At 66.5% G+C, this 16,358-nt stretch carries 18 protein-coding genes; 7 read left to right on the forward strand and 11 right to left on the reverse strand.

What is annotated here, in order from left to right; genetic code table 11:
* Positions 1-96: 96 nt before the first annotated feature.
* Positions 97-864: a 3'-5' exonuclease gene (locus ABMA10_RS11245; protein ID WP_347868740.1), complete on the forward strand. Its 768-nt coding sequence runs from the start codon at positions 97-99 to the stop codon at positions 862-864.
* 80 nt (positions 865-944) lie between these two features.
* Here ABMA10_RS11245 and ABMA10_RS11250 read toward each other — a convergent pair whose 3' ends face one another.
* From ABMA10_RS11250 to glgA, 3 genes are all read right to left on the reverse strand, one after another.
* Positions 945-1,193, reverse strand: a complete 249-nt coding sequence (locus ABMA10_RS11250; RefSeq protein ID WP_056005588.1) for a type B 50S ribosomal protein L31 — start codon at positions 1,191-1,193, stop codon at positions 945-947.
* A 185-nt stretch (positions 1,194-1,378) separates the two neighbouring features.
* On the reverse strand, positions 1,379-2,191 hold the full coding sequence (locus ABMA10_RS11255) for an ABC transporter ATP-binding protein (RefSeq protein ID WP_347868741.1): 813 nt from the start codon (positions 2,189-2,191) through the stop codon (positions 1,379-1,381).
* A gap of 65 nt (positions 2,192-2,256) precedes the next feature.
* Positions 2,257-3,438, reverse strand: a complete 1,182-nt coding sequence (gene glgA, locus ABMA10_RS11260) for a glycogen synthase (RefSeq protein WP_347868742.1) — start codon at positions 3,436-3,438, stop codon at positions 2,257-2,259.
* A gap of 45 nt (positions 3,439-3,483) precedes the next feature.
* Between glgA and ABMA10_RS11265 the strand changes: the two genes are divergently transcribed.
* A complete protein-coding gene (locus ABMA10_RS11265; RefSeq protein ID WP_347868743.1) occupies positions 3,484-4,728 on the forward strand; it encodes a glucose-1-phosphate adenylyltransferase in 1,245 nt (414 codons plus the stop codon).
* A complete protein-coding gene (serB, locus tag ABMA10_RS11270; RefSeq protein WP_431030565.1) occupies positions 4,725-5,423 on the forward strand; it encodes a phosphoserine phosphatase SerB in 699 nt (232 codons plus the stop codon). Before ABMA10_RS11265 ends, serB begins: the two co-directional genes overlap by 4 nt.
* A 169-nt stretch (positions 5,424-5,592) precedes the next feature.
* Here the strand turns inward: serB and fabG are convergent, their stop codons facing one another.
* Positions 5,593-6,303: a 3-oxoacyl-ACP reductase FabG gene (gene fabG / locus ABMA10_RS11275; protein WP_347868745.1), complete on the reverse strand. Its 711-nt coding sequence runs from the start codon at positions 6,301-6,303 to the stop codon at positions 5,593-5,595.
* A gap of 163 nt (positions 6,304-6,466) precedes the next feature.
* Between fabG and ABMA10_RS11280 the strand changes: the two genes are divergently transcribed.
* Genes ABMA10_RS11280 through ABMA10_RS11290 form a run of 3 tightly spaced genes read left to right on the forward strand, consistent with a single transcriptional unit; the run spans position 6,467 to position 7,841 of the window.
* Entirely contained in the window at positions 6,467-6,775 is a 309-nt protein-coding gene (locus ABMA10_RS11280) for a DUF3099 domain-containing protein (RefSeq protein ID WP_347868746.1), read from the forward strand.
* Positions 6,772-6,996 (forward strand): hypothetical protein, encoded by a 225-nt coding sequence (locus ABMA10_RS11285; protein ID WP_347868747.1) that lies wholly within the window; start codon positions 6,772-6,774, stop codon positions 6,994-6,996. Before ABMA10_RS11280 ends, ABMA10_RS11285 begins: the two co-directional genes overlap by 4 nt.
* Positions 6,993-7,841: an SURF1 family cytochrome oxidase biogenesis protein gene (locus ABMA10_RS11290; RefSeq protein ID WP_347868748.1), complete on the forward strand. Its 849-nt coding sequence runs from the start codon at positions 6,993-6,995 to the stop codon at positions 7,839-7,841. The genes ABMA10_RS11285 and ABMA10_RS11290 overlap by 4 nt, the downstream gene beginning before the upstream one ends.
* A 102-nt stretch (positions 7,842-7,943) precedes the next feature.
* Here the strand turns inward: ABMA10_RS11290 and ABMA10_RS11295 are convergent, their stop codons facing one another.
* The 7 genes from ABMA10_RS11295 to sufB form a co-directional block, all read right to left on the reverse strand.
* Positions 7,944-9,542: an ABC-F family ATP-binding cassette domain-containing protein gene (locus ABMA10_RS11295; RefSeq protein ID WP_347868749.1), complete on the reverse strand. Its 1,599-nt coding sequence runs from the start codon at positions 9,540-9,542 to the stop codon at positions 7,944-7,946.
* Between the two features lie 142 nt (positions 9,543-9,684).
* Complete coding sequence (locus ABMA10_RS11300) at positions 9,685-10,851, reverse strand: MalY/PatB family protein (RefSeq protein ID WP_347868750.1); 1,167 nt, start codon at positions 10,849-10,851, stop codon at positions 9,685-9,687.
* 97 nt (positions 10,852-10,948) lie between these two features.
* The gene (locus ABMA10_RS11305; RefSeq protein ID WP_347868751.1) at positions 10,949-11,278 is read right to left on the reverse strand and encodes a metal-sulfur cluster assembly factor; all 330 of its coding nucleotides are present in this window, start codon (positions 11,276-11,278) and stop codon (positions 10,949-10,951) included.
* A 28-nt stretch (positions 11,279-11,306) separates the two neighbouring features.
* Entirely contained in the window at positions 11,307-12,083 is a 777-nt protein-coding gene (sufC, locus tag ABMA10_RS11310) for a Fe-S cluster assembly ATPase SufC (RefSeq protein WP_347868752.1), read from the reverse strand.
* A 4-nt stretch (positions 12,084-12,087) separates the two neighbouring features.
* Positions 12,088-12,414: a non-heme iron oxygenase ferredoxin subunit gene (locus ABMA10_RS11315; protein ID WP_347868859.1), complete on the reverse strand. Its 327-nt coding sequence runs from the start codon at positions 12,412-12,414 to the stop codon at positions 12,088-12,090.
* Positions 12,411-13,631: a Fe-S cluster assembly protein SufD gene (gene sufD / locus ABMA10_RS11320; RefSeq protein ID WP_347868753.1), complete on the reverse strand. Its 1,221-nt coding sequence runs from the start codon at positions 13,629-13,631 to the stop codon at positions 12,411-12,413. The genes ABMA10_RS11315 and sufD overlap by 4 nt, the downstream gene beginning before the upstream one ends.
* The gene (gene sufB / locus ABMA10_RS11325; protein ID WP_347868754.1) at positions 13,631-15,049 is read right to left on the reverse strand and encodes a Fe-S cluster assembly protein SufB; all 1,419 of its coding nucleotides are present in this window, start codon (positions 15,047-15,049) and stop codon (positions 13,631-13,633) included. Before sufB ends, sufD begins: the two co-directional genes overlap by 1 nt.
* Positions 15,050-15,359: 310 nt before the next feature.
* Between sufB and ABMA10_RS11330 the strand changes: the two genes are divergently transcribed.
* Positions 15,360-16,328, forward strand: coding sequence for a COX15/CtaA family protein (locus ABMA10_RS11330; protein ID WP_431031522.1), 969 nt, complete (start codon positions 15,360-15,362; stop codon positions 16,326-16,328).
* Positions 16,329-16,358 lie beyond the last annotated feature (30 nt).

The following is a 16,358-nucleotide window of genomic DNA, read 5'->3' on the forward strand; positions in this document are numbered from 1 at the left end:
CTAGGCAGTGGTCCCGAGCGTCCACCGGACGACCACTCCGCGCGTCGGCTCGGCGTGGCACGAGGCCCTGTCGGAGGCGCGACGTATGGTGAAAGCGTGAATACGGTCGAGACGAACCCCAGCTGGACGGACCGCCTCGCGGTCTTCGACCTCGAGACGACGGGCATCGAGGTGGAGACGAGCCGTGTTGTCACGGCGTTCGTCGGCGTCATCGGTGCCGACGGGTCGCTCGAGCAGTCGTGGTCATGGATGGCGGACCCCGGCATCGACATCCCCGAGCGAGCGACCGAGGTCCACGGCGTCACGACCGAACGCGCCCGTGCGGAGGGACGTCCGGCTGCAGCGGTCGTCGGCGAGATCGTCGCCGTACTCCGAGACCTGCTCGATGCCCGCACCCCGGTGGTCGCCTACAACGCGCCGTACGACTTCTCGTTGCTGCACTTCGAAGCACTACGCCACGGGATCGAGTCGATCATCGCTCCCTCGCCGGTCGTCGACCCGCTCATCCTCGATCGCCGACTCGACAAGTACCGCAAAGGGAAGCGGACGCTCGAGGTCGTCGCCGCTCTGCACGGTGTCCCGTTGGACGGTGCGCACGACGCAGGCGTCGACGCCGTCGCGGCAGGACGCGTCGCGCAGGCGATCGGGCGTCTGTACGCCGCTGAGCTGCCCTCGGGCGTGGACGAGCTGCACGAGGCGCAACGGGCCTGGTCGCTCGAGCAGGCCGCCGACTTCCAGTCCTACATGCGTCGCATCCGAGACCCGGAGTTCGTCGCCGAAGGTGAGTGGCCGATCCGTCACGGGCAGGATGCTCCGGCTGCGCCTGTCGCCGTGCCTGCAGATCAGCTCCCCATCGGGATCTGAACCGATAGACGTCGCCCCGGCACACGAGAGAACGCCCCGATCCGAGGATCGGGGCGTTCTGCGTTCGACTGGGTCGAAGACTACTTGCCGAAGCCCTTGAAGCGCTGGTTGAACTTCTCGACGCGGCCGGCGGAGTCCATGATGCGCTGCTTACCCGTGTAGAACGGGTGCGACTCGGACGAGATCTCCACGTCGATCACCGGGTAGGTGACGCCATCGAGGTCGATCGTCTTGCCCGACGAGACCGTCGAGCGCGTGAGGAACGTTGCGCCGGAGGCGAGGTCGCGGAAGACGACGGCTTCGTACGTGGGGTGGATGTCAGATTTCATCAGCAGTCCTTGTTGAGTGGATGGTGTGGGCAGTACCCGCGCCCGAGGCTCCGGACGGGAGGCAGCAAGCACAAGGCAGAAAGCACAGGACGAAAAGCACAGCGCTCCGCGAGCCAAAGGATAACTTTACCAGACTCGGCTCGTCTCTGCTCGCCATGGCCGATCGGCGAGCCGGGACGGGTGCGTCAGGCCGTCGAGACCGCGGTACGACCCGCCCGCGCGGAGCGGGCGTGGAAACGACCGTCCTCCTCGCTCAGCTCGATCGGGAGGTCGAAGGTGTCGCTGAGGTTCTCGGACGTCAGGGTGTCGCCGATGGGGCCGGCGGCGACGATCTTGCCCCCGCGGACGAGGAGCACGTGGGTGAAGCCCACCGGGATCTCCTCGACGTGGTGGGTGACCATGATGATCGCCGGCGAGTCGTCTGCGCTTGCGTAGCCGCCGAGCAGCTCCACGAGCTCTTCGCGCGTCCCGAGGTCCAGGCTCGCCGCCGGCTCGTCGAGCAGCAGCAGTTCGGGGTCGGTCATGATGGCGCGTGCGATCTGCACACGCTTCTGCTCACCATCGCTGAGCGTCCCGAAACGACGCTCCGCCAGGTGTTCGAGCTTCCATTCGGCGAGGACTCGGGTCGCGCGCTTGATGTCGATGTCCTCGTACTGTTCGACCCACCGACCGGTGACCGAATAGGCAGCGGTCAGCACGACGTCGAGGACCGTCTCCTCCGGCGGAACGCGTTTGGCGAGGGCGGAGGATGCGAAGCCGATGCGCGGACGGAGCTCGAACACGTCCACTCGCCCGAGGGTCTCGTCGAGCACGCCGACCGACCCCTTCGAGGGGTGGATGAGTGTGGCGGCGAGCTGCAGGAGCGTCGTCTTGCCGGCACCGTTCGGGCCGAGGACGATCCAGCGTTGGTCCCCCGTCACCGTCCAGTCGACGCCATCCAGGATGGGGTTGAGATTGCGGACCACGGACACGTCGGAGAATTGCAACACGCTCGGCATGGTCCTAGCCTAACCGTCCGCACTCGGCTCGCACGTCCGTCCGCAGCGGTATCCGCGGACCTGTTTCACACGAGGCTGCGGTACAGCTCCGCCGTCTGCGTCGCGATGCGCGACCAGCTGAAGTCGGACTCCGCGCGCCGTCTTCCGGCAGCCCCGTAGATCCGGGCCTGAGCGGGATCCTGCACCACCTCGGTGAGCGTGGCCGCGAGGTCTGCGACGAACCGTTCAGGGTCGAGCGGGGTCCCCGTGCCGTCGGAAGCCTGCGCGAGTGGGACGATCCTGCCCGTCACGCCGTCCTGGACGACCTCGGGGATGCCGCCGGTCCCTGTCCCGACCACGGCAGCGCCGCACGCCATCGCCTCCAGGTTGACGATGCCGAGCGGTTCGTAGATCGACGGGCAGACGAAGGTCGTCGCCGCCGTCAGCACCGTGCAGAGTTCATGACGCGGCAGGAGGCGTTCGATCCACACGACGCCGGTACGCTCCGTCTGCAACTCTTCGACGAGACCCCTGACCTCGGCCAGGATCTCCGGAGTGTCGGGTGCTCCGGCGCACAGGATGAGTTGGACGTCCGGCGGCAGCAGACGAGCGGCGCGCAGCAGGTAGGGCAGGCCCTTCTGGCGGGTGATGCGGCCGACGAAGACGACCGAGGGACGCGCGGGGTCGATGCCGAGCGAGCGCAGCAGCTCGTCGTCGACACGCGGCTGCCAATCGGTCAGGTCGATGCCGTTGTAGATGACCTGGACCTTCGCCGGGTCGAGCGCGGGATAGGACCGCAGGATGTCGCGGCGCATCCCCTCACTGACCGCGACGACCGCAGCGGCGCCCTCGTAGGCCGACTGCTCGATCCAGCTCGAGACGCGGTATCCGCCGCCGAGCTGCTCCGCCTTCCACGGGCGCAGGGGTTCGAGGCTGTGCGCGGTGACGACGTGCGGGATGCCGTGCAGCAGCGAGGCGAGGTGTCCGGCGCCGTTCGCATACCAGGTGTGCGAGTGGACGAGGTCGGCACCCGCGACATCCTGGGCGATGAGGAGATCGGTACCGAGGGTGGTCAAGGCACCGTTCGCGCCCTGCAGCTCGGCCGGGACCCCGTAGGCCACCGTGTCCGGCTCATCGCGTGGCGCGCCGAAACAACGGACCGTCACGTCGATGTCGCTGCGGAGGGATTTCACCAGTTCCGCGACGTGGACACCCGCTCCGCCATAGATCTCCGGCGGATACTCCTTTGTCACAAGATCGACTCGCATGTCTAGACGCTAGTACAGGTCTCGTCCGGCATCTATTGTGAAGCCATGGCCGCATCAAAGAAGATCTTCGGAATCGTCCTCGCTGGTGGGGAAGGAAAGCGGTTGATGCCGCTGACCGCAGACCGCGCGAAACCGGCCGTACCGTTCGGCGGGCAGTACCGTCTGATCGATTTCGCGCTGTCGAACCTCATCAACTCGGGACTCACCCAGATCGTCGTCCTCACCCAATACAAGTCGCACAGCCTCGACCGCCACGTCTCGCAGACCTGGCGTCTGTCGGGTCTCCTCGACTCCTATGTCGCGTCCGTCCCGGCGCAGCAGCGGCTCGGCAAGCGCTGGTTCAGCGGCTCGGCCGACGCCATCCTGCAGAGCTTGAACCTGATCCGCGACGAGAAGCCCGACATCGTGGTCGTCGTCGGTGCGGACCACGTGTACCGCATGGACTTCGCGCAGATGATCCAGGCGCACATCGACTCGGGGAAGAAGGCGACCGTCGCGGCGATCCGCCAGCCGATCTCCCTCGCGGACCAGTTCGGCGTCATCGACGTCGACGCGGGCGATCCGACGACCATCGCACGGTTCCTCGAGAAGCCACTGGACGCGCCGGGGCTGCCGGACTCTCCCGGCGAGGTCCTGGCCTCGATGGGCAACTACGTCTTCGATGCCGACGCGCTCATCCAGGCCGTCATCGACGACGGCGAGGTCACGAGCTCGAACCACGACATGGGTGGCGACATCGTGCCGTACTTCGTCGACAAGGGCGAGGCCGGCGTCTACGACCTCCAACGCAACGACGTTCCAGGATCCACGGATCGCGACCGCTACTACTGGCGGGACGTGGGGACGATCGACTCGTTCTACGAGGCGCACCAGGACCTCATCTCCACGCTGCCGGTCTTCAACCTGTACAACCGCGACTGGCCGATCTTCAGCTCCCAGCTCAACTCGCCGCCGGCGAAGTTCGTGCGCGACGCGAAGGGGAACCTGGGGCAGACGATCGACTCGATCGTGTCCCTCGGCTCGCTCCTGTCCGGCGCGCACATCGAGCGCAGTGTGCTCGGTCCGTGGGCGCTCGTCGAATCGGGGGCGCACGTCTCCGACTCGGTGGTGTTCGACAAGGTGCACATCGAACCGGACGCCGTCGTCAAGCGGGCTATCCTGGACAAGGATGTGGTGGTCACATCGGGCGCGCGCGTCGGAGTCGACCACGACCGTGACCGCGCTCGCGGCTTCACCGTCACCGAGTCCGGTCTCACCGTCGTTGGTAAGGGAGTACGCGTCGTTCCATGAGTATCGAGCGTTCGGCGTCGGCGGATCACCAGACAGCACCCGCATCGACCGGACAGGGCGTTCGGTTCCTCGCGGTCCTCGACGCCGACTCGACGCTCATCGAGAACGAGGTCATCGAGCTGCTCGCCGAGGAGATGGGCAGCCTCGCTGAGGTCGCCGGCATCACCGAGCGTGCCATGCAGGGCGAGTTGGACTTCGCCGAGAGCCTGCGCGAGCGCGTCGCGACGCTCGCGGGACTGCGCGTCGACCGCATCCCGGTGATCGCGGCGCGCATCACGCTCACACGCGGGCTGGAAGAGCTGATCGATGGACTGCACCGGCGCGGCTCGCGGATCGGGGTGGTCTCAGGAGGCTTCCACGAGCTGCTCGATCCGCTCGCATCCGCGCTCGGACTCGACCACGTCAGGGCGAACCGACTCGCCGTCGCGGACGGCCGCTTGACCGGAGGCCTCGACGGTCCCATCATCGATGCAGCCGCGAAGGCCGAGGCGCTCGCGGAGTGGGCGGCCGAGGACGGCATCCCGCTGTCCCGCACGGTCGCGATCGGCGATGGCGCGAACGACCTGGAGATGATGGCGACAGCCGGGCTCTCGGTCGCCTTCAACGCGAAGCCGATCGTCAGACGCCGGGCGGACGTCGTCGCCGGACGGGTGGATCTCGCCGGTGTCCTCCCGCTCCTGGGCTTCGTCGACTGAGTGCGCTGTGCCGGTCTGTACCGGTCAGCTGCCACCCGGGACGAGGAACCCCACCTCAGAGACGATGATCACGAGCTGCCCACGGTGCGGGTGAACGCGATGACGCCGCGGCGACGACAGCGGGCCAGGACGATTCCGTCCTGGCCCGATGCCGTGCTGGGTCCGTTCGTCAGTGCCCCATGCCGAGGCCGCCGTCGACCGGGATGACCGCACCCGAGATGTAGCCTGCGTCGTCTCCGGAGATCCAGACGACGACCTTCGCGACCTCGTTGGCGCTCGCGAACCGCGCAGCCGGGATGCTCTTCTTGTACTCGGCCTGCGTCTCCGTGGGCAGCTCGGCCGTCATGTCCGTCTCGATGAAGCCGGGAGCGACGACGTTCGCGGTGATGCCTCGCGCTCCGAGCTCGCGCGTGATGGAGCGCGCCATGCCGACGAGCCCGCTCTTGGACGCCGCGTAGTTCACCTGGCCCGCCGAGCCGTAGAGACCGACGACGCTGGAGATGAGGACGATCCGGCCGAAGCGCGCCTTCAGCATCCCTTTCGACGCGCGCTTGACGACCCGGAACGAGCCGCCGAGGTTCGTGTCGACGACCTGATCGAAGTCGTCCTCGCTCATGCGCATGAGCAGTGTGTCCTTCGTGATGCCGGCGTTCGCGACGAGGACCTCGACGGGGCCGAGTTCCGCTTCGATCGCCGTGAAGGCGGCGTCCACGGATGCCGCATCGGTGACGTCCGCACGGACGGTGAAGGCGCCGGCGGGCCCCTCGCCCGACCGAGCGGTGACGGCGACGCGGTGACCCTGCGCGATGAACTCCTCGGCGATCGCATATCCGATCCCCCGGTTGCCTCCGGTGACGAGCACAGTGCGTGGCGTGGTCATGGGCGATTCCTCTCCTGCGGCGGTGCCGGTCGGCTGGTTGCTGCGACCGTCGACGGCCGCGACATTCCCGCCGCGGACCCGTACCAGCATATGGGCGGGTGAGAGCGCAACCGGCCATTTCACGGCCGCTGTGTGCCCGATGAGCGCGTAGGCTGGGGGTGGAATGAAGCAGCAGAGCATCACGTCACTCCCACCGTCGCCCGATCAGGAACGACGGCAGCGGATCATCAAGTATTCGATCACCATGGGTGTTCGGTTGCTCTGCCTCGCTGCGCTCCCGTTCGTGCACGGCGGCTGGATGTTCGCCGTCGCGGCAGGGGCGATCTTCCTCCCCTATGTCGCCGTCATCCTGGCGAACGCCGGGTCCCTGCCGAACCGCGGCGCCATCGAACGGCCGACCGGCGTCGTCGTGTCGCAGCGGCCGACGAGCACCGAGGACACCTCGCGCCCGGGTCCGGCGGACCAGGCATGATCGGCTTCGGCACCGGACCGGACGGCGTCATCTGCTCGCGCGCCGGCTGTCATGCCGGAGCGGGCTGGCGGATCGAGTGGCGCAATCCCAAGATCCACACCGAGGACCGCGTGAAGGTCTGGACGGCATGCGACGAGCACGTCGACTTCCTGACGGCGTTCCTCGAGGCACGCTCGTTCCCGCTCACGCGCCTTCCCCTCGATACGGAGGTGCCGTCATGACCGCCGGATGGCGCTTCGCCTTCAGCCGACGCTGGCTCGGCTACCTCGGTGTCGCAATCGTGTTCGCGATCGTGTGCGTCCTGCTCTCGAACTGGCAGCTCTCACGAGCGAGCGAGAAGGAGGCCGAGGTCGAACGCATCGCGGTGAACTGGGATGCCCCAGCGACACCCATCGATGAAGCGTTGCCGGGTCTCGACTCGTTCAGCGTGGCCGACGAGTGGCATCCCGTCTCCATGGCCGGGACCTACCTCGTCGATGAACAGCTCCTGGTCCGCAACCGGCCACGCGACAACCAGGCGGGTTTCAACGTCCTGACGCCGCTCCGGCTCGCGAACGGAGACGTCTTCATCGTGGACCGCGGCTGGGTGGCCGCCGGGGATTCCCTCGAAGCGCCTGAGTCGATCCCGGCGCCGCCGAGCGGCGAGGTGTCGGTCGTCGTCCGCATCCGTCCTGGTGAGCCCACGCTGCCGGGCCGAGGGGCGGCAGACGGTCAGGTCGCGACCATCAACCTGCCGCAGATCGCCGAGCTCCGCGGTGAGACACTCTACTCGGGTGCCTACGGCATGCTGATGTCCGAGAGCCCGGCTCCTGCCGACACAGCGCCACTCGGCCCGATCAAGCCACAACCGAACGAGGGCATGCACCTCTCGTACGCATTGCAGTGGGTCGTGTTCGCGTTGATGGGGTTCCTGTTCCTCGCCTACGCGATCCGCCAGGAGTACCGCATCCTGAACTCCGACGATCCGAAGGAACAGCGTCGTGCCGCGGCGCGCGCCGCTCGGAAGGCCACGAGGGTGCGTTCGGACTCCGACATCGAGGACGAGATCCTGGAAGCGAGTCGCTGAGCAACGGCTCGGAGGCACGACTCCGGAGCAGCACTGACAGCAGCGTCCCGGAGCGCGCGCCTGCGCCGAGGAGATGATTCCTCGGCGCAGAGGCGCAGACGGCTATGCCAGGCTGACGAGGTCCTGGTAATCCTTGTTCCAGTGGTCCTCGACGCCGTCTGGCAGGATGAGCACCCGCTCGGGGTTCAGCGCCTCGACGGCACCTTCATCGTGGCTGACGAGCACGACAGCGCCCTCGTAGTGCGCGAGAGCGTCGAGGATCTCCAGGCGGCTCGCGGGATCGAGGTTGTTGGTCGGTTCGTCGAGCAGCAGCATGTTCGCGCCGGAGACGACGATCATCGCGAGCGCCAGACGGGTCTTCTCTCCACCGGACAGCACGCCGGCGAGCTTATTCGAGTCGTCGCCGGTGAACAGGAATGAGCCGAGGACCTTGCGGGCCTCCATCTCGGTGATGTTCGGTGACGAGGAGACCATGTTCTCAAGCACGCTGCGCTTGACATCGATCGTCTCATGCTCCTGCGCGTAATACCCGACGCGGAGACCGTGGCCGGGCTCGAGTTGCCCGGTGTCGGGCTGGTCGACACCGGCGAGGATGCGCAGCAGGGTCGTCTTGCCTGCTCCGTTGAAACCGAGGATGACAACCTTCGAGCCGCGGTCGATCGCGAGGTCGACGGCGGTGAAGATCTCGAGGGAACCGTAGCTCTTCGAGAGGTTACTGGCCATGAGCGGCGTCCGGCCGCAGGGTGCAGGCGTCGGGAATCGCAGCTTCGCCACACGGTCCACCGCTCGGACCTCTTCGAGTCCCGAGAGCATCTTCTCGGCGCGGGCGACCATCTGGTGGGCCGAGGCGGCCTTGCTGGCCTTCGCGCCGAACTTCGCTGCCTGCAACTGCAGCGCTGTGGCCTTCTTCTCGACGTTGGTGCGCTCCTTCTTGCGGCGCTCCTCATCGGCCTCGCGCTGACGCTGGTAGTTCTTCCAGTTCATGTTGTAGATGTCGATGACCGTGCGGTTGGCATCGAGGTAGAAGACACGGTTGACGGTCTCACCAACGAGCTCGATGTCGTGGGAGATGACGATGAACCCGCCCTTGTACTGCTTGAGGAACTCGCGCAGCCAGACCACCGAGTCGGCGTCGAGGTGGTTCGTGGGCTCATCGAGGATCAGCGTCTGCGCGTCGGAGAACAGGATGCGCGCGAGTTCGATCCGGCGGCGCTGGCCACCTGAGAGCGTCTTGAGCTGCTGATCGAGGATGCGGTCCGGCAGGTTGAGGTTCGACGCGATCGATGCGGCTTCAGCTTCGGCGGAGTACCCACCCAGTGCGTTGAAGCGGTCGGTCAGGTTGCCGTACTTCTTCATCGCGGCTTCGGCGACCTTCGGGTCGTCGCTCGCCATGGCCATGCTCGACTCGTGCATGCCGAGTGCGAGCTGTCCGAGGCCACGGGCATCGAGGATGCGCGTACGTGCCAAGTCTTCGGGGTTCCCGGAGCGCGGATCCTGCGGGAGGTACCCGATCTCTCCCCCGCGGTCGATCTTGCCCGTCGTCGGCAGGGTCTCTCCGGCGAGGGTCTTGGTCAGGGTGGTCTTGCCGGCGCCGTTGCGGCCGACCAGACCGATCTTGTCACCGGCGGAGACACGGAAGTTCACGTGCTCCATGAGCACGCGTGCCCCCACGCGGATCTCGAGGTCGTGCACACTCAGCAAGGCATGGTCCATTTCTTCGGGTGCGTTTCGACAACGCGGAGGGTGGGGGTCAACTTCCCAGTATAAATCCTCAAACGCGTGCTCTTCACCGCGAGCGGTTCGAGCCCCGAGGAATCAGGAGTGCAACGGCACGGGCCGCCGGTCAGCGCAGGCCCGCGATCCGTTCGGCGGCCTGCGTGAGCAGCTCGGGATCGCAGGCGAGATTCAGGCGGGCATGACCGCGTCCGGAGGGCCCGAACGGCGCTCCTTCCTGCAGCGCGACCTTCACCTCGCGCAGGATGCGTCGGGCGGGCGCTTCGTTCCAGCCGAGGGCCGTGAAGTCCAGCCACGCCAAGTATCCAGCGGCCGGTATGCGGTACCCGACTGCCGGCAGGTGCGTCGCGAGGAGGTCCGCAAGGAGCCTCCGGTTACCGTCGATGAGTTGGAGTAGGCCGTCGAGCCACGGTTCGCCGGCCTCGAACGCGGCGACCGAGGCGAGCACACCGAATTGACCCGTCCGCCAGAACACCTCGACGGGCATCCTCGCGACGACGCTGCGGGGTCCGGGCGCCGCGGTCACCATCACAGCGCATTTGAGACCGGCGAGATTCCACGCCTTGCTCGCCGACAGCACCGCGAAGCCGTTCGCCGCAGCCTCGTCGGACACGCTCAGGTACGGGACGAAGACCTCACCGGGTTGGGTCAGTGGAGCGTGGATCTCGTCGCTCACGACCGCGACACCGTAGCGTGCGGCGAGAGCTGCGACGGCGCGGAGCTCCTCGAGCGTGTGCGGACGGCCGATCGGATTATGCGGATTGCAGAGGAGGAACGCCTTGGCGCCGGCGCTGAACGCCGCCTCGAGTCCTGGCAGGTCCAGTCTGAGTGCGCCGTCCGCGTCACCGGCACCGGTGCCGTCCCGCAGCGGAACCTCGACGACGACCGCCCCGGCCTCCGGGACGAGTTCGAAGAACGGCGGGTACACCGGTGGTGTGATCACGACGGCGTCGCCCGGGGACGTTACCCGTCGGAGGATCTCGACGATCCCCATGCTCACATCGGCAGTCGTGAAGACCGAATCGGGGTCGACCGTCCATGCCCAGCGACGCCGAGCGAAACCGGTGAACGCCTGTGGGAGGCGGGTGCGGCTCGCCACATACCCGGCATCACCGCGATCGATCGCCGCGTGCAGGGCTTCACGGATGACCGGAGCGAGCGGGACGTCCATCTCCGCGACGAACATCGGCAGAACGTCGTCCGGATACTCCGACCACTTCTCGCTCGTCCGGCTGCGGAGGACGTCCAGTGGGTCTGCAGAGACGGTCTCGGTCATACGTCGACCCTATCCGCCGTGACCCGGAGTGCCACAGCCCAGGACGACGAAGGGTGGAGGGTTCGTGTTGAACCCTCCACCCTGTACTCGTCCTCGATCAGATCGAGAACCCGAGAGCGCGCATCATGTCGCGACCGTCGTCGGTGATCCGCTCCGGACCCCACGGCGGCATCCACACCCAGTTGATGCGGAACGCATCGACCACGCCGTCAAGCGCCTGACCGGTCTGTTCCTCGAGCACGTCGGTGAGCGGGCACCCGGCAGAGGTCAGCGTCATGTGGATGATGAGCGCGTTGTTCTCGTCGTCCCAGCCGAGATCGTAGATGAGGCCCAGGTCGACCACGTTGATCCCGAGTTCGGGATCCATGACGTCCTTGAGCGCTTCCTCGACCTCGTCGAACTTCTGCGGACTCAGCGTTGTTACCATGTCGTTATCTTAGACCGCGGATCCGGTCTCAAGCACCTTCCGGCGCGACGACTGCATCGACGAGGAAGCGGTCGTAGCCCTCGTTCTCGAGGCGGTCCGCGAGCTCGGGACCACCCTGCTCAGCGATCTTGCCGTTCACGAACACGTGCACGAAGTCCGGCTTGATGTAGCGGAGGATGCGCGTGTAGTGCGTGATGAGGAGCACACCGAGGCCGGTGTTCTCCTTGGCGCGGTTGACGCCCTCCGAGACGATCTTCAGCGCGTCGACGTCGAGGCCGGAGTCGGTCTCGTCGAGGACCGCGAACTGCGGCTTGAGGAGTTCGAGCTGCAGGATCTCGTGACGCTTCTTCTCGCCGCCGGAGAAGCCCTCGTTGACGTTGCGCTCAGCGAAGGCCGCATCCATACGCAGGCTCTTCATGGACTCGCGGACGTCCTTGATCCAGCCGCGGATGGCAGGGGCCTCCCCGTCGACAGCGGTCTTCGCCGTGCGGAGGAAGTTGGTGACGGTGACGCCCGGGATCTCGACGGGGTACTGCATCGCGAGGAAGAGACCGGCGCGCGCGCGCTCATCGACGGTCATCGCAAGGACGTCCTCGCCGTCGAGCGTGATCGAGCCACTGTCGACGGTGTACTTCGGGTGACCGGCGATCGTGTAGGCGAGGGTCGACTTGCCGGAACCGTTCGGGCCCATGATCGCGTGGCTCTCGCCCTTGCGGATGGTGAGGTCGACACCACGGAGGATCGGCTTCGTGCCCTGTTCGGTTTCGACGCTGACGTGCAGGTCGCGGATTTCGAGGACTGACATGGTGCTAGATCTCTTTCGTTGCGGTCGGGTCGATGTAGATGTCGCCGTCGATCAACTCGACGGTGTAGACGGGGACCGGCTCATAGGCCGGAAGGGTGAGTGGCTTGCCCGTGGTGAGTGAGAACTGGGAGCCGTGCGCCCAGCATTCGAGGTTGCCGTCCTCGACGAAGCCCTCGGAGAGCGAGATGTCACCGTGGGTGCAGACGTCGCCGATCGCGAACAACTCGTCCGAGGCATCGCGCACGAGTGCGATCGGCACGCCGTCAACCACGACCCGCTTGGCCTGGTTGACGGCGAGCTCGTCGAACGAGCACACCTTCGTCGCCACTATCGCTGCACTCCGCCTGCTGCGGTCTCGGCGTCGTTCACATCTGCGCCGAGGAGTTCGGCCTCGATGGCGGCCGACAGGCGCTCCTGCAGCTCGGGGTCGCCGATCTGCTGGATGATCTCGATGAGGAAGCCGCGGACGACGAGACGACGTGCCTCGTCCTCAGGGATGCCTCTCGCCTGCAGGTAGAACAGCTGCTCGTCGTCGAAGCGTCCGGTGGCGCTCGCGTGGCCGGCGCCGGCGATGTCGCCGGTCTCGATCTCGAGGTTCGGGACGGAGTCCGCCCTCGTGCCGTCGGACAGCACGAGGTTGCGGTTCTGCTCATAGCTGTCAGTGCCGACGGCCCGGTTGCTGATGAGGACGTCGCCGATCCAGACGGATCTGGCACCCTGCCCTTGGAGCGCGCCCTTGTAGGTCACTCGGCCTCGTGTCTTCGGGGCATCGTGGTGCATGTACACCTGCTGCTCGAGGTGCTGGCCCGCGTCGGAGAAGTAGACGCCGAGCGAGTCGAGGTCGGAACCCTGCCCCGACAGATGGAGCGTCGGGTTCACACGGACCACCTTGCCGCCGAGTGAGACGACGACGTGTTTGAGGTGCGCGTCGCGGCCGATGGACGCGAAGTGGCTCGCGAGGTGCACAGCGGCGTCGTCCCACCACTGCACGCTGACGACGGTGATGTCCGCCTGCTCGCCCACGACGATCTCGACGTTCTCGGTGAGTCGTGCGTCGCCGGTGTTCTCGATGATGATGAGTCCACGGCTGAACGGTGCCGCCGTGATGACGGTGTGTGCAGCTCGGGCACCGGAGCCGAGTCCGCTGCGCTCGATGCGGAGGGTCTTCGCCTCTTCCCCCGAGACGGTGATCGAGAGTGCCTGCTCGAACGTCGACCAGGCGTTGGCGGACGCCCGCTCCTCCGGGATGCCGGCGGAACCGATCCGCGCATCGTCGCGAGCGATCCACTCGACGGCGAAGCCGTCGACCTCGTCGTGGCGCATGGGGCTCGGCGAGCCGTCGAGCTCACCCGCGGTGAGATCGGTGAACAGGGCGACGGGGCTGAGTTTCCAGACCGCTTCGCGCCCCGTCACCGCTGGGAAGTCGGCGACATCGAACGAGCTGAACCGTTCCGATCGGGTCTGCACCGGGACGACGCGTCCTGCGCCGTCGCTGTGTGCCGTGATGCCGTGCTGTCCTTCGGTCTGAGTCGGTGCTGCAGTCGTCATTAACCGACTGATCCTTCCATGCCCATCTCGATGAGCTTGTTGAGTTCGAGTGCGTACTCCATTGGCAGCTCACGAGCGATCGGTTCGATGAAGCCGCGGACGATCATGGCCATCGCCTCGTCCTCCGGCATGCCGCGGCTCATCAGGTAGAAGAGCTGCTCTTCGCTGACCTTCGAGACGGTCGCCTCGTGGCCGAGCTGGACGTCGTCGACGCGGATGTCGATCGCCGGGTAGGTGTCGCTGCGGGAGATGGTGTCGACGAGGAGCGCGTCGCATCGCACGGTGTTCGCGGAGTGATGCGCGTTCGCATCCACCCGGACCTCACCGCGGTAGCCTGCGCGTCCGCCGCCTCGGGCGATCGACTTGGAGACGATCGAGGACTGCGTGTACGGCGCCATGTGGATCATCTTCGCGCCGGCATCCTGGTGCTGGCCCGGGCCTGCGAACGCCACGGAGAGCGTCTCGCCCTTGGCGTGCTCGCCCATGAGGTAGATGGACGGGTACTTCATCGTGACCTTGGAACCGATGTTGCCGTCGATCCACTCCATGGTCGCGCCCTCGGCGGCGGTCGCCCGCTTGGTCACGAGGTTGTAGACGTTGTTGGACCAGTTCTGGATCGTCGTGTAGCGCACACGTGCGTTCTTCTTCACGATGATCTCGACGACGGCCGAGTGCAGCGAGTCGGACTTGTAGATCGGGGCAGTGCAGCCCTCGATGTAGTGCACGTAGCTGCCCTCGTCGGCGATGATGAGCGTGCGCTCGAACTGGCCCATGTTCTCCGTGTTGATGCGGAAGTAGGCCTGCAGCGGGATCTCCACGTGCACGCCCGGTGGCACGTAGACGAACGATCCCCCCGACCACACGGCCGTGTTCAGAGCGGCGAACTTGTTGTCCCCTGACGGGATGACCGAGCCGAAGTACTCCTCGAAGAACTCCGGGTGCTCCTTGAGTGCGGTGTCGGTGTCCATGAAGATGACACCCTGCGCCTCGAGCTCCTCGTTGATCTGGTGGTAGACCACCTCGGACTCGTACTGGGCCGCGACGCCGGAGACGAGGCGCTGGCGCTCCGCCTCGGGGATCCCGAGCTTCTCGTAGGTGTTCTTGATGTCGTCCGGCAGGTCTTCCCAGGTCTGGGCCTGCTTCTCCGTGGAGCGGACGAAGTACTTGATGTTCTCGAAGTCGATCTCGGAGAGATCGGCGCCCCACGTGGGCATCGGCTTCCGCTCGAAGAGCTGCAGGGCCTTGAGACGACGCTGCAGCATCCAGTCGGGTTCGCTCTTGAGCGCGGAGATGTCGGTAACGACCTCGGTGGAGATGCCGCGGCGCGCGGAGGCACCTGCGACGTCGCCGTCATGCCAACCGAACTCGTATTGGCCGAGTCCGGCGAGCTCCGGGCGATCGATCAGGATGTCTGACATGTGTCCCTCTTTCCTCCCTGGAGACAACCACCGGCTGGAGGTCGTCATTCCCTCCCGCAAGACACGCCGAATCGGAGCAGAGTGCGGAGGGATGTGCGGGCGGCTTCGTTGCGAACCTACAATGTTCATGAACCTTGGCGCTTCTCGCGCGCACCATGAACCTCATAATCCTACAGCTTCCTGTGGGTATTGGGTGAGGTTGGTGCACACTGCCCTGGTCTCCCCCGCGAACCGAAGGACCGTCTCCGTGTCAGAACTCCCCCAGGCCATCGATCGACCGACGCTCGCCGGCAGGATCCGCCGGAGCCGGATCGTCGACGGCTTCGTCGCCTGGCTTCCCGACACGATCGACAGGCGCGTCCGGGTCATCGCGTGGTTGTCGTTCGCATTCCAGCTCGTGCTCATCGGCACCGGTGGCGCGGTTCGTCTGACCGCGTCCGGCCTCGGCTGCCCGACGTGGCCGCGCTGTACGGCCGAGTCGTTCGTGAACACGCCGGAGATGGGCATCCACGGCTTCATCGAATTCGGCAATCGTCTCCTCACCTTCGTCCTCGCCTTCATCGTCATCGCCGCGTTCCTCGCGGTGATCCGTCTGCGGAAGCAGCGGAAGGACCTCTTCTGGCTGACGCTCCTGCAGGGCCTCTCGATCCCAGCTCAAGCGGTGCTCGGTGGCATCACCGTCTTGACCGGTCTCAACCCGTACGTCGTCGGCCTCCACTTCGTCGTCTCGATCGTGCTGGTCGCGCTCACCACGATGCTCGTTCACCGGGTCTACCGTGGCCCGCGTGGCACGGTGAAGGTCATGCCGAGCTGGTACACCGTCGTCGTCCACGTGACGAGCCTGTTCGTCGCGATCACCGTGGTGTTCGGCATCCTCACCACTGGATCCGGGCCGCACGCCGGGGACAACTCCAAGGAGGTCCCGGCGCCACGCAACGGTTTCAACCCGGAGTTCCTGCAGCACCTGCACAGTTGGCCCGCCTATGCGACGCTCGCCGGAACGCTCATCCTGCTCATCGGTGTGATCGCGCTGAGCGGTCGGCGCGGCGCTCGCGGCGTGCGCACGGCGATCCTCGCCCTGCTCGGCGTCGAGATCCTGCAGATCGCCGTCGGACTCACGCAGGCCCGTCTCGGTCTGCCCGAGGTCCTGGTCGGCCTGCACATGGTGCTCGCCGGACTCCTCGTGGCGGCCATGACCTGGGTCGTCCTGCAGCAGCGCATCCCGACGATGAACGTGTCCTCGGGAGAAATGGCGCCCAGCCTCGCCGCTGCTCGATAGACGCTCGAGGAACTCGGCAGCGACGTTCGC

It is taken from the genome of Plantibacter sp. RU18 (assembly GCF_050613355.1).
Lineage (GTDB): Bacteria > Actinomycetota > Actinomycetes > Actinomycetales > Microbacteriaceae > Plantibacter.

Coding starts and splice junctions, on each gene's coding strand:
- ABMA10_RS11300 (WP_347868750.1), bottom strand. CDS start 10,851: ATGACCGAGACCGTCTCTGCAGACCCACTGGACGTCCTCCGCAGCCGG.
- ABMA10_RS11280 (WP_347868746.1), top strand. CDS start 6,467: ATGAAGCAGCAGAGCATCACGTCACTCCCACCGTCGCCCGATCAGGAA.
- ABMA10_RS11290 (WP_347868748.1), top strand. CDS start 6,993: ATGACCGCCGGATGGCGCTTCGCCTTCAGCCGACGCTGGCTCGGCTAC.
- ABMA10_RS11250 (WP_056005588.1), bottom strand. CDS start 1,193: ATGAAATCTGACATCCACCCCACGTACGAAGCCGTCGTCTTCCGCGAC.
- ABMA10_RS11265 (WP_347868743.1), top strand. CDS start 3,484: ATGGCCGCATCAAAGAAGATCTTCGGAATCGTCCTCGCTGGTGGGGAA.
- sufD (WP_347868753.1), bottom strand. CDS start 13,631: ATGACGACTGCAGCACCGACTCAGACCGAAGGACAGCACGGCATCACG.
- ABMA10_RS11255 (WP_347868741.1), bottom strand. CDS start 2,191: ATGCCGAGCGTGTTGCAATTCTCCGACGTGTCCGTGGTCCGCAATCTC.
- ABMA10_RS11285 (WP_347868747.1), top strand. CDS start 6,772: ATGATCGGCTTCGGCACCGGACCGGACGGCGTCATCTGCTCGCGCGCC.
- glgA (WP_347868742.1), bottom strand. CDS start 3,438: ATGCGAGTCGATCTTGTGACAAAGGAGTATCCGCCGGAGATCTATGGC.
- sufB (WP_347868754.1), bottom strand. CDS start 15,049: ATGTCAGACATCCTGATCGATCGCCCGGAGCTCGCCGGACTCGGCCAA.
- ABMA10_RS11305 (WP_347868751.1), bottom strand. CDS start 11,278: ATGGTAACAACGCTGAGTCCGCAGAAGTTCGACGAGGTCGAGGAAGCG.
- fabG (WP_347868745.1), bottom strand. CDS start 6,303: ATGACCACGCCACGCACTGTGCTCGTCACCGGAGGCAACCGGGGGATC.
- sufC (WP_347868752.1), bottom strand. CDS start 12,083: ATGTCAGTCCTCGAAATCCGCGACCTGCACGTCAGCGTCGAAACCGAA.
- serB (WP_431030565.1), top strand. CDS start 4,725: ATGAGTATCGAGCGTTCGGCGTCGGCGGATCACCAGACAGCACCCGCA.